Here is a 12,166-nt window from a genome sequence, read left to right as displayed (position 1 = left end):
ATGAGCACCCCCACCGCCGACGCCTCCCTGCTGCGGGTCGAGAAGGGCCACTGCGAGCCCGAGGAACTGGCCGCGATCACCGCGGTCCTGCTGGCCCGCGCCGCGTCCGTCCCGGCCGAGCCCGCGGCGCACGCCCGCTCCACCGCCCCCTGGCGGCGCCTGGAGCGCCAGCGCGCCTTCCAGCCCTCCCACAGCTGGCAGGGCTGACCCCGCCGGGTTCCAGCCCCGCACCGTCACACCGGCGCCCGCAAGCCGTCACTCCGGCTTGCGGGCGCCGGTGCGTTCTCGCCCGTGCACGCTCGCCCGTGCGCACTGCGCAAGGAGCCCTCGGCGCTCCCCTGGAAGGGGAAGCGCCGAGGGCTCCTTGCGACGACGGGCAGCGCCGGGCCGGCGGACCGGTCAGCGCAGTCGGGCCATGAGGGCGTGTTCGACGAGGGTGATGAGGGCGCTTTTGGCGTCGGCGCGGTGGCGGGCGTCGGTGGTGATGATGGGGGTGTCGGGGCCGATTTGGAGGGCTTCGCGGACTTCTTCGGGGGTGTAGGGCTGGTGTCCGTCGAAGCCGTTGAGGGCGATGACGAAGGGGAGGCCGCTGTTTTCGAAGTAGTCGACGGCGGGGAAGCAGTCGGCGAGGCGGCGGGTGTCGACGAGGACGACGGCGCCGATGGCGCCGCGGACGAGGTCGTCCCACATGAACCAGAAGCGGTCCTGTCCGGGGGTGCCGAAGAGGTAGAGGATGAGGTCCTGGTCGAGGGTGATGCGGCCGAAGTCCATGGCGACGGTGGTGGTGGTTTTGTCGCCGGTGTGGGTGAGGTCGTCGATGCCGGCGGATGCGCTGGTCATGACGGCTTCGGTACGCAGCGGGTTGATCTCCGAGACGGCGCCGACGAACGTGGTCTTGCCCACGCCGAATCCGCCGGCCACCACGATCTTCGCGCTGGTGGTCGATCGAGGCGCACCGCCGCTAGAGCTTGCGAAGTCCACTGAGCACCCTTTCGAGCAGTGTCACGTCTGGCTGGCCACCGGCGGCTTCGTCGCCGCCGGGCTGGTGGATGGCGACAAGTCCGGCCTCCGCCAGGTCGGCGACGAGGATCCGGGCAACGCCGAGGGGGATGGAGAGGAGTGCCGAGATCTCGGCGACCGACTTGATCTCGAAGCACAACTGGCAGATCCGCTGGTGCTCGGGCAACTGCCCCTGCAACCTCATCGGGTCCGCCGTGGTGCTGACCAGCGCCTCGATGGCGAGCTGGTACCGCGGCCGGGTCCGGCCGCCGGTCATGGCGTACGGCCGCACCAGCGGATTGGGGCCGCCCTGGCTGGGCGAGGGCGGAGGGGGGCGGCGCCGGCCCGAGGGCTGTTGGTAGCGCTGCTGCTCCTGGTACTGCTGCTGGTGGTGGTGGTGGGACGGCTGGTGCGGATGGGCTGGCTGCTGCCCGCCGCCGTATCCCGGGTCGTACGGCTGCTGCGGTGGGTACTGCTGGTGGTACTGCTGCGGCTGCTGGTGCTGCGGGTGGGACGAGAGGTGGTCGCCCTCTCTGCCCGGCGTGGAGGGAAAGGGGTAGCCGTGGTGCGAGTGCTCGCCCGACGGGGGCTGCGCACCGCCGTCATACGGGCGTCCGCCCGGGGGTGTTGCCACGTTTCCTCCTCCGACCGCGATCCGCCGGTTCCTGTCCCTGTGGAGCCGCGCCACCGCACCCTATGGTGCGGTGGCGTAAAACGCTCTGTCTGCCGGTTAGTTGAGAAGACTGCCCTGGAGTTCCGCCCTGAGGTCCGGGGTGAGCACGCTGCCGGCCCGGTCGACCAGCAGCGCCATCTCGTAGCCCACCAGGCCGATGTCGGCCTCGGGGTGCGCCAGCACGGCGAGGGACGAGCCGTCGGAGATGGACATGATGAAGAGGAAGCCGCGCTCCATCTCCACCACCGTCTGGTTGACGGCGCCGCCTTCGAAGATCCGGGAGGCCCCCGCGGTCAGCGAGGTCAGTCCGGAGGCCACCGCCGCCAGTTGGTCGGCGCGGTCCCGCGGGAATCCGTCGGACATCGCCAGCAGGAGTCCGTCGGCGGAGACCACCACGGTGTGGGACACCCCGGGGGTGTTGTCCACGAAGTTGGTGATCAACCAGTTGAGATTCTGCGCCGCCTGGCTCATCGGGCTCACACTAACGCTCCTGGTTGTAGGTACTACCCGGGTCACCGTTTTGATCGTAGGTGGCCGGTCCGTTCGTGTCCGCTCCCAAGCCGCGCCCCCGCTGGACCCCGCGGCGCAGGTTGCTCAACCTGCCGCGCACGTCCTCGGGCGCTCGCGAGACCTGGGGCAGTCCCTGCTGCGGCGTCTGCTCCGCGGTGCCCTCGATGAGGTTGGCCCTGGGCACCCGCCGCGGCAGGCCGGACGAGGTGATCCCGCCCGCCTTCGGCTCGCGCAGCTTCTCCGCCCGCTGCCAGCGCTCGTCGTTGGCCGAGCGCCAGTCCTGCGGGCCACCGGCTCCGGCGGCCTCGTCGCCGCCTTCGGTCGCCGTCCCGGGCTGGGCGCCCTGCGGCGCTTGCGGGGCCTGGTCCCCGGGCTGCTGCCACTGCTGGCTGGGCTGGGGCCGATCCTGCGCGGGCTGCGACCGCTGCTTGGTGCCGCGCCGAGGAAGACCGGCCTCGGTCAGCTCGTGACCACTGCTCGGAGAAGGTCCCGGACGCTCGAAGCCTACGCTCTCGGCGCCATCCGTGGGGGCGCCGGGGGTAGATTCCGACTCCGGACGGTAATCAGGCTCGTACGCACCCGGGAAACCGCCCTGATCCGGCCACTCCGCCTGCTGGGGCTGCTGGGCGTACTGCTCGCCGTAGGGCTGTCCGAGCTGGCTCTGATCCGGGAACCCGCCTTCCGGATACCCGGCACCCGGAGGCAGTTGGGCATCCTGCGGCAACTGTGACGCCTGCGGCGCCAGTGCCTCGTGGGCTTCCTGGTACACCGGGGACATCGGTTGCGTCTGCTCCACCGCAGGCTCGCCGTACCCGCCGGCCTGGAACCCGTCGTACGACGGCTGGGCGGGGTAGCCGCCCAGGGCGCCCTGCGCCTGCCCTTGGCCCGCGAGCGGATCATGGCCCCACTGACCGGTGCCGTACGGCTGCCCGTGCTGCGCACCCTGCTGCTGCGCGTCCTGGTACACCTGCGGCTGGTCGCCGCCGTGCCCCTGGGGCTCCAGCGCCGCCCGGCGCCCGCCGCGGGCCAGCGAGCGGCCCACCGGGTCCAGCGATCCCGGCCCGGCCGCCGGCTGTCCGCTGCCGGGGTCCTGCGGCTGCTCGCCGTAGCGCGAGTCGTCGAAGCCCAGGTCCGCGGCCGTCAGCGCGGGCCCGCCCTGGGCGTGCGCCTGCTGCTCCGGGATCATCTGCGAGACGGTGAAGTCGTCCCCGCCGTCTTCGGACTGCGGTTCGCCACCGCCGCCGTGGGTGATCGGGTCCGGCAGCATCACCAGCGAGGTGGTGCCCGCCTGCTCGCCCGAGGGGCGCAGTTGGACGCGGATGCCGTGCCGGTCGGCCAGCCGGCCGACCACGAACAGGCCCATCCGCTGGGAGACCGCGACGTCCACCGTCGGCGGGTTGGCCAGCTTGTGGTTGATGTCCGCGAAGTCCTCGGCGGTGAGCCCGATGCCCTTGTCGTGGATCTCGATCATCACGCGGCCGTCGGGCAGCCGGGTGGCGGTCACCCGGACCTTGGTCTGCGGGGAGGAGAAGGTGGTGGCGTTCTCCAGCAGCTCCGCGAGGAGGTGGACGAGGTCGGTCACGGCCTGGCCGTGGATGTCCGTCTCCGGTACGCCGGTCAGCTCGATGCGCTCGTACGACTCCACCTCGGAGGAGGCGGCCCGCAACACGTCGACCAGCGGCACGGGCTGGTTCCAGCGGCGGCCGGGCTCCTCGCCGGCGAGGACGAGCAGGTTCTCGCCGTTGCGGCGCATCCGGGTGGCCAGGTGGTCGAGCCGGAACAGGCTCTCCAACTGGTCCGGGTCGGCCTCGTTGTTCTCCAGCTCGGTGATCAGGGTCAGCTGGCCCTCGATCAGCGACTGGTTGCGGCGCGAGAGGTTGGTGAAGATCGCGTTGACGTTGCCCCGGAGCATGGCCTGCTCGGCGGCGAGCCGCACGGCCTCCCGGTGGACCTGGTCGAAGGCGCGGGCGACCTCGCCGATCTCGTCCCGGGTGTCGATCGGGATCGGCTGCACCCGGGTGTCCACCCGACCCGGCTCCGTACGGGAGAGCTGGTCGACCAGCATCGGCAGGCGCTGCTCGGCGATGGCGAAGGCGGCGGAACGGAGCTGGCGCATCGAGCGGCTCATCTGCCGGGCCACGGCCGCGGCGAGCACGAAGGCGACCAGCAGGGCGACGACCACGATCGCACCGCTGAGGATGGCGTCCCGCTTGGCGTCCGCGGAGATCGACGCGGCCTCCTCGACGGCCTGGTCGACGAGGTCGCGCTCGACCTCCAGGTAGCCCTCGAACTTGGCGGTGGCCGTGGTCATCCACGTTTCGGGGGTGACGTCCTGCTTCGCCAGGTCCTCGGGGGAGGCGCCGGAGCCGATCTTGTGGGCCATCCCGGCGAAGATCGTGCCGTCCGCGCCGGCCACCGGGGTGAGCCCGGACGCCTGGAGTTCCTTGCCGCCCTCGTCCGCCTTGCGCTTCATGACGGCGGTGAGCTTGTCCGCGTCCTCCTGGGTGCCGCCGGAGACGTACTCGGCGACGGCGATCTGCTCCAGGTAGTTGTACGAGTTGAACGCGATGGTCTGGCGGGCCCGGACCTCGGGCTTGTCGCTGGGGCGCACCAGCAGGTGGACGCCGATGGAGCGCTGGAGGGACGTGGCGGCCTTGGCGAGCTGGACCGCGTAGACGGTCCGGCCGAAGCTGGTGACGTTGCCGGTGCCGAGTCCGAGTTCGTTGGCGAACTCCATCAGGGAGTGCTGGACCTGTACGTAGCCCTCTTCGGTGCCCACCGGGTCCAGGCTGGTGGTGTACGCGGCCTTGCGCAGGTCCTGGAGGCGGGGTTCTTCGCGCTTGAAGAGTTCGAGCCGGCGTTCCAGGCCCTGGCCCGCCGGCATGTCCGCGGTGGCGCGGTCGAACTTGACCTTGGCCGCGTCCGTCGCCGCGTACGCCTTCGTCACCGCCTCGGCCCGGCGTTGCTCCGGCGTGGTCGCCTTGAGCAGCGGCTCGGCGGTGAGGTCGCGTTCGTTGAGGAGCGCCGCGCCGTATTCGGCTGCGGCGCTAACGATGCGTGCGGTCTTCTCGGCGTCTCTGGCCTCGTCCCAGGTGTCGATGGAACCCTTGACCTGGAAGCCGCCCATGAAGAGGCCGACGAGCACGGGCAGGAGGAGGATGGCGTTCAGTCGGGTGGGCACCCGCCAGTTGCGCGGGGCGAGACGGCTCTTGTTGCCACTGGTGGGGGCCGGTGGGGGTGCGGGTTCGTCCGCGGGCGGCGCCGCAGCGTGCGACGGCGGGGTGAAGTTGCCCCGCGCCTGCTGCTCTGCGGAGCTCGTGTTGCTTCGCCTCACTCGACCAACAACCTCTCGGCGTCGGCACCTACGTTGTGCCGTGTTTCGTTCAGAGCCGTACTACTCAGAAGTTCGTCGAATTTCAGCATGCGGAGTGGGTCCGATCCAAACAGTTGGAATCAGCCATTCCGGCTCGTGGCGGCGAGCGATAAAACGGGCATAAAGAGCGAGCCCCTTCAAAAGGCGGGGCGATCGTGAGCGCAGCGGCACCGTTTGGCTGCATCGGGTGTCCGAACTGCTGCAATTCCATGTCGAAACGTTATGAACATGGGGGCGGACCGTGTCAAAGGACACAGTCCGCACTTGTGTGGATACGACAACTGCCGTATCCGGCCGTCTACTTGAGTCGGGCCATGAGGGCGTGTTCGACGAGGGTGATGAGGGCGCTTTTGGCGTCGGCGCGGTGGCGGGCGTCGGTGGTGATGATGGGGGTGTCGGGGCCGATTTGGAGGGCTTCGCGGACTTCTTCGGGGGTGTAGGGCTGGTGTCCGTCGAAGCCGTTGAGGGCGATGACGAAGGGGAGGCCGCTGTTTTCGAAGTAGTCGACGGCGGGGAAGCAGTCGGCGAGGCGGCGGGTGTCGACGAGGACGACGGCGCCGATGGCGCCGCGGACGAGGTCGTCCCACATGAACCAGAAGCGGTCCTGTCCGGGGGTGCCGAAGAGGTAGAGGATGAGGTCCTGGTCGAGGGTGATGCGGCCGAAGTCCATGGCGACGGTGGTGGTGGTTTTGTCGCCGGTGTGGGTGAGGTCGTCGATGCCGGCGGATGCGCTGGTCATGACGGCTTCGGTACGCAGCGGGTTGATCTCCGAGACGGCGCCGACGAACGTGGTCTTGCCCACGCCGAATCCGCCGGCCACCACGATCTTCGCGCTGGTGGTCGACCGGGGCGCACCCTCGCTAGAGCTTGCGAAGTCCACTGAGCACCCTTTCGAGCAGCGTCACGTCCGGCGTGCCACTGGCGTCGCCGTTGCCCGGCTGGTGGATCGCCACCATGCCCGCCTCCGCCAGGTCGGCGACGAGGATGCGCGCCACGCCCAACGGCATGGAGAGCAGCGCCGAGACCTCCGCGACCGACTTCACCTCACGGCACAGGTGGCAGATCCGCTGGTGCTCCGGGAGCAGCCCGGCCAGCAGCGAGGGGTCGGCCGTGGTGCTGACCAGCGCCTCGATGGCGAGCTGGTACCGCGGCCGGGTCCGGCCGCCGGTCATGGCGTACGGCCGCACCAGCGGCTGGTCCCCCTCGAACCCGTAGTCCGATTGGGCACCGTATGGATCGTGCGAGGTGGGTGGCGGGGTCATGAGGTCCTCCGGACGGGACAGCAAGTGGGTGGCGAGCCGTCTCTTCGGGCCGGTGGGGGCCGGTTGGCGACCTGTGAGAACGACGGCGCGGTGGCGCGTGGTGGACGGCGGGGCTCGAAGCCGGTGCTGATCAGTGCAAGAGGCTTCCCTGGAGTTCGGCGCGCAGGTCCGGGGTGAGGACGCTGCCCGCTCGGTCCACCAGGAGGGCCATCTCGTAGCCCACCAGGCCGATGTCGCACTCGGGGTGCGCCAGCACGGCGAGGGACGAGCCGTCGGAGATGGACATCAGGAAGAGGAAGCCGCGCTCCATCTCCACCACCGTCTGGCTCACGGTGCCGCCCTCGAAGATCCGGGACGCCCCCGCGGTCAGCGAGGTCAGTCCGGAGGCCACCGCCGCCAACTGGTCCGCGCGGTCCCTGGGGAACCCCTCGGACATGGCCAGCAGAAGACCGTCGGCGGAGACCACCACCGTGTGGGACACCCCGGGGGTGTTGTCCACGAAGTTGGTGATCAACCAGTTCAGATTCTGCGCCGCCTGGCTCATCGGGCTCAACTAACGCTCCTGCTGGTGTGTGGGGCCGAGGTTGAAGCTGCCGGTCGTCGAGCTGTTCTGCTCGCGCCCCTGCTGAATGCCGCGACGGAGCTTGGTCAGTCGGCCGCGCACGTCGTCCGGCGCACGCGAGACCGACGGGCCGCTCTGCTCGCTCTGCTGCTGTGCGGTGCCCGCGACCAGGTTGGCCCGCGGGACCCGACGGGGGAGTCCGGAGGTGGTGACGCCGCCGGAGGTGGGCTTGCGGATCCGTTCGGCCTGGCGCCCCAACTCGTCGTTGGGGGAGGTGCGCCAGTTGCCGCCGTCGGGGCCGTCGTTGGGGACGGTGCCGAAGGCGCCGCCGTCGCGTCGCGGCAGCGGGCCGTCGACGCCGGGCAGGTCGCGCGGAGCCTCCGGGGCCCGGGGGCCCTGGGGCGGCTGCGAATTCTGCGGGAACTGCGGCGCCGGGGGAGTCTGCGGCACCTGCTGGCTCTCCGGGCCCTGCGGGAACTGAGGTGCCTGAGGGGCGTGCGGAGCCTGCGGGATCTGCGGGATCGCCTGGGTGTGCTGGGTGTGCTGCGGCTGCTGGAACTCGGGGGCCGGCGGTGCCTGCTGGACCTGGGGCGTCTGCCGGACCTGCTGGATCTGCTGGGTCGCGTCGACGGCGCCCTGCGCATCGCCGCCCTGCTGCGGCTGCTCGTACGCCGCGGGGCCGGGGTTGCCCTGCCCGCTGCGGCTCTGGGTGCGGAACCAGTCCGTCTCCAGCGTGTCGTACAGCGGGGTGCGGCCGTCACCCGGGCCGGGCGCGGGCGGCAGCGCATCGGGTTGCGGCTGCGCGGGCAGTTCGCCCCGCACGGGGGCCTCCTGCTCCTCGAAACCGCGGGGCGCGGGAGCGCGACCGGGCGCGGGCGGCTGCGGCGCCACCATGTCGGGCCGGGCGAACTGGCCCGTCGACGCGGGGTCCTGGCCCTGGTCCCGCAGCCCGCCCGGACCGCCGTCGCGCGGCGGGGCGAACTGGCCGCCGTCCTCCAACGGACGGCCCGGCGCACCGGCGCCGCCGGGCGGGCCGAAGACGTCGGAGCGTACGAACTGGCCGTTCGGCGCGTGCGGCGGACGGTGCTGCTGCGCCGAATCCGCGGCCGTCGGGCTCGGGAACTCGCCCGTGTCCGACATGCGCGGCCCGTCGGGCGTGGCTGCCTGGGCTGCCTCGTTCGCCGGGTCGGCCTGGAGCGCGGGGGCTCCGAAGTCGGCGGGCGGGGGCGCCTGGAAGTCCTGGCGGGGGATCTCCGCCGTGGCACCGGGGCCCTGGACGGGCCCGAGGTCGTCGTGGCCGCGCGCGGTGTCCGCGCCGTGTGCGCCCGACCGCTGGTCGCTGCCCCAACTGGTGGTCTGCGGACGTTGCTGGCCCGCGCCGGGGAGTTCGGCCCGCGGGGCGCCGGCCTGGGGCAGCGCGGCCGTCTCCGGCCGCGCCGGCAGACCGGGCGCCGAGGAGGCCGACGGCCCGGACGGGGGAGCGTTGCGCGGCCCGCCGCGACCGCTGAAGGCGCTGGCGAGCCCGCCGCCCTGGCGGCCCTGGCCGCCGTCGCGGGCCGGCAGGGACGCGCGGGGACCGGCACCCGGCCCGGCTCCCAGCGCGGCACCGGCACCGGCACCGGCGCCCGCGCCGACCTGGCCGCGCGGAGGGTTGCCGCCGAGCAGTCCGCCGCCGGGCGCGCCCTGGCCGCCGCCGCGCGGAGCGTTGCCGCCACCGGGACGTCCACCGCCCAGGGGAGCGACGCCGTTCGGCGCGGACACGGTGCCCGGACCTGCCGGACCGCCTTGGCCGCCCTGACCGCCGGGTCCGCCCATCGGCTTGCGTCCGCCCTGGGCGACGTCGACGGGGAGCATGACCAGCGCGGTCGTACCGCCGGAGTCGGAGGGGCGGAGCTGGATGCGGATGCCGTGGCGCAGCGACAGCCGGCCGACCACGAACAGACCCATGCGGCGGGAGACCGAGACGTCCACGGTCGGCGGCGACGCGAGCCGCTCGTTGATCGCGGCGAGGTCCTCGGGGGAGAGGCCGATGCCGGTGTCGTGGATCTCGACCAGCACCCGCCCGTCGGGCAGGGCGTGACCGGTGACGCGGACCTTGGTCTGCGGCGAGGAGAACGACGTGGCGTTCTCCAGCAGCTCGGCCAGCAGGTGCACGAGGTCGTTGACGACCCGCCCGGCGACGTCCGTCGCGGGGACCGCGGCCAACTCGATGCGCTCGTACTGCTCCACCTCGGACGCGGCGGCGCGCAACACGTCGACCAGCGGGACCGGACGGGTCCAGCGGCGGCCGGGCTCCTCGCCCGCGAGGACGAGGAGGTTCTCGCCGTTGCGGCGCATGCGGGTGGCGAGGTGGTCCAGCTTGAAGAGCGAGGAGAGCTGGTCCGGGTCGGCCTCGCGGGACTCCAGTTCGGAGATCAGCGAGAGCTGGCGCTGGATGAGGCCCTGGGAGCGGCGCGAGAGGTTGGTGAACATCGCGTTGACGTTGCCCCGCAGCAGGGCCTGCTCGGCGGCGAGGCGGACCGCCTCGCGGTGCACGTCGTCGAAGGCGGTGGCCACCTTGCCGATCTCGTCGCGCGAGTGGACGCCGACGGACTCCACGGAGGTGTCCACGTCCTGCGGGTCCGTCTCCGAGAGCTGCTTGACCAGCTCGGGCAGACGTTCCTGGGCGACCTTGGTGGCGGTGTCCTGGAGCCGGCGCAGCGAGCGGATCATGGACCGGGAGACGATGAAGGCGCCGACCAGCGAGACGCCGAGGACCACGAGGATCAGCGCACCGTTGAGGATCGCGTCCTGCTTGGAGTCCTCACGCAGCTGGCGGGCCTTGGCCTCCATCTCGTCCAGCAGCGTGGCCTCGATGTTCTTCATGACCGTCATGCGCGCGCTGTACTTGTGGGTCCAGTCCAAGTAGGACTGCTTCTCCATCGTGTCGATGCCGCCCTGCTTGCCCAGGACCCGGTCGGCGTACTCGGTGGAGTGCTTGATGTCGGGGTTGCCCGAGTCCAGGCCGACGAGGAGTTCGGCCGGGTCGCCGCCGAGCGACGAGTAGATCGGCGCGAAGGCCGTCTCCTGGAAGTTGGCGTTGGTCCGGGCGGTGACGCCGTAGAGCCGGTCCGCCTCGCTCAGGGTGTCGCCCTTCTGGCCCGGCCCGCCGGGCAGCGCGGCGGCGATGATCGCCTGCTGGATGGACGAGTACTCCTTGGCGGCCGAGAAGGCCGTCAGGGCGCGCGTCCGCTTGATCATCTCCTGGTTGTTGGTGGCCTGGGCCATGTCCGAGGAGAGGGTCAGCAGGGAGTTGATGATCCGGTGGTACGCGTCGACGGTGAAGGAGTTGTAGCCCTCCGTCTGGTACGCGTCCTCCCGGATCCCCCGCAGCCCGTGGAGCTGCGCGTAGATCTGGCTCACGGTGGTGCGGATCGAGTCGAGGGCGTCGTCCTGCGCGCCGTCCCGGATGTTGACGCCCTCGGACGCCTTCACGAACGCGTCGTACGCGCGGTCGGTGGCCTCGCGCGGGCCGGTCACCTTGAAGTCGCTGGCGTTGGCGTTGTTGGCCAGCGGGCCGGCGGTGTTGTCCCGCTCGTTCTGGAGCGCGGCGGCGAGCTTGGTCGCCTCCTGCGTCATGTCCGTCAGCAGCTGCATGTGCTCCAGCTGGTCCATGCGGTCCATGGACTCCTGGATCCGCAGCCCGCCGAGGGTCACCGCGGCGGCGACCGGGAGGGTCAGCAGGGAGACGAGCCGGGTGCTGATGCGCCAGTTGCGCAGCGCCAGGCGCGATCCGGTGCTGCCGGTCGGCTTCAGCTTGGGTTCGGCCTCGGCCGCGTCACCAGCGGTGGGCGCGGCACCGGTCGGGGTGCCGCCGCCGGGTCCCTGGGGGGCACCGCCGGCATTCGCACCGGGTCCGGTGCGGCCGCCCGGGCCGCCGGGCCCCGCCGCCCCGGGACCGTTCGGTCCACCGGGTGCGGGGCGGGCGCCGGGTCGCGCGGGACCCCGGTCGCCGCCGTTGCCTTGAGGAGTCGGCCCCTGGCCCTGGTTCTGGATGTGCTGGGGCGACGAGCCACGGACGGTCCCGCCGCGCGGCTCCTGCTCTGCCGCGGCTTCCCCATGGCCCTGGTGGGCCTGGGGACGCCCTGCGCCATCTCTCTTGAAACGTCCCTGCACTAGCGTCGCAACCTCTGGACCAGGCGTCCTTCCGCAGAACGGAAGGGACGGTGTCGGCGTTGTCGAGGCGCGGCGCCGCGCCTCTGGGTGGTCTGAGTGACCGGCGCTCTCCCCCTTTCCCGCCGCCGCTCGGCGCTGCGTTGCGCCCCTTGCGCGCCGGACTGGTTCTGCGGCGGTGCGTGGAATTCCAGCACAGTGCCGGATCTCCAACAAGGGCCGCGCACCGTGCTGTGACCCGGGTGACACGTTGTAAGCATCGGGTCACAAGCCGTTGAAAGACTTAGGGGGTGAAACGGACTTATCTGTACGGGTTGTCGAAGTGCGTCCGGAGGTGGGGCCTGTCCCGGTCGTAGTGATCAGGAGGGGAATAGTCGCTTCGATTGGCCAATGTCCGCTTTATGGGGGTGAGTTGCTAGTCCGTAATGACCGAATTGCCGGACGGTCGGTGAGGAAACTCACACCTGTCACACACGTTCTCCACGACTTTGTCGGGAACTAGATGTTTAACCTGTCGCGTTGGGCAGAGGTGCCCCGGTTGTAAAGCGCCGCCCGCAGATCAGTCGCCGGTCGGCCCGCTGCCGCTCCGGAGCCGCCTGCCCGCCTCACGGGACACCCCTTAGCCGAATTAGCCG

General features: G+C 71.5%; 9 protein-coding genes. 1 reads left to right on the top strand and 8 read right to left on the bottom strand.

Going from position 1 to position 12,166, the window contains the following annotated elements:
* Entirely contained in the window at window positions 1–207 is a 207-nt protein-coding gene (locus ACH4E8_RS00815) for an acyl-CoA carboxylase subunit epsilon (RefSeq protein WP_398443001.1), read from the top strand.
* Between the two features lie 192 nt (window positions 208–399).
* On the opposite strand, the gene ACH4E8_RS00810 is transcribed toward ACH4E8_RS00815, so the two are convergent.
* From ACH4E8_RS00810 to ACH4E8_RS00775, 8 genes are all read right to left on the bottom strand, one after another.
* Window positions 400–981, bottom strand: a complete 582-nt coding sequence (locus tag ACH4E8_RS00810) for an ATP/GTP-binding protein (RefSeq protein ID WP_130585192.1) — start codon at window positions 979–981, stop codon at window positions 400–402.
* Window positions 962–1,633: a DUF742 domain-containing protein gene (locus ACH4E8_RS00805; protein WP_398442999.1), complete on the bottom strand. Its 672-nt coding sequence runs from the start codon at window positions 1,631–1,633 to the stop codon at window positions 962–964. Before ACH4E8_RS00805 ends, ACH4E8_RS00810 begins: the two co-directional genes overlap by 20 nt.
* A 96-nt stretch (window positions 1,634–1,729) precedes the next feature.
* Window positions 1,730–2,143: a roadblock/LC7 domain-containing protein gene (locus ACH4E8_RS00800; RefSeq protein WP_358825178.1), complete on the bottom strand. Its 414-nt coding sequence runs from the start codon at window positions 2,141–2,143 to the stop codon at window positions 1,730–1,732.
* Between the two features lie 10 nt (window positions 2,144–2,153).
* On the bottom strand, window positions 2,154–5,516 hold the full coding sequence (locus tag ACH4E8_RS00795; RefSeq protein WP_398442997.1) for a nitrate- and nitrite sensing domain-containing protein: 3,363 nt from the start codon (window positions 5,514–5,516) through the stop codon (window positions 2,154–2,156).
* 337 nt (window positions 5,517–5,853) lie between these two features.
* The gene (locus tag ACH4E8_RS00790) at window positions 5,854–6,435 is read right to left on the bottom strand and encodes a GTP-binding protein (RefSeq protein WP_398442995.1); all 582 of its coding nucleotides are present in this window, start codon (window positions 6,433–6,435) and stop codon (window positions 5,854–5,856) included.
* The gene (locus tag ACH4E8_RS00785; protein WP_398442993.1) at window positions 6,416–6,817 is read right to left on the bottom strand and encodes a DUF742 domain-containing protein; all 402 of its coding nucleotides are present in this window, start codon (window positions 6,815–6,817) and stop codon (window positions 6,416–6,418) included. The genes ACH4E8_RS00790 and ACH4E8_RS00785 overlap by 20 nt, the downstream gene beginning before the upstream one ends.
* Before the next feature lie 130 nt (window positions 6,818–6,947).
* On the bottom strand, window positions 6,948–7,361 hold the full coding sequence (locus ACH4E8_RS00780; protein WP_361538991.1) for a roadblock/LC7 domain-containing protein: 414 nt from the start codon (window positions 7,359–7,361) through the stop codon (window positions 6,948–6,950).
* A 9-nt stretch (window positions 7,362–7,370) separates the two neighbouring features.
* Window positions 7,371–11,534 (bottom strand): nitrate- and nitrite sensing domain-containing protein, encoded by a 4,164-nt coding sequence (locus tag ACH4E8_RS00775; protein ID WP_398442991.1) that lies wholly within the window; start codon window positions 11,532–11,534, stop codon window positions 7,371–7,373.
* Window positions 11,535–12,166 lie beyond the last annotated feature (632 nt).

Source organism: Streptomyces sp. NPDC017979, from assembly GCF_044328175.1.
GTDB lineage: Bacteria > Actinomycetota > Actinomycetes > Streptomycetales > Streptomycetaceae > Streptomyces.
This window is presented reverse-complemented; position numbering and strand designations above follow the sequence as displayed.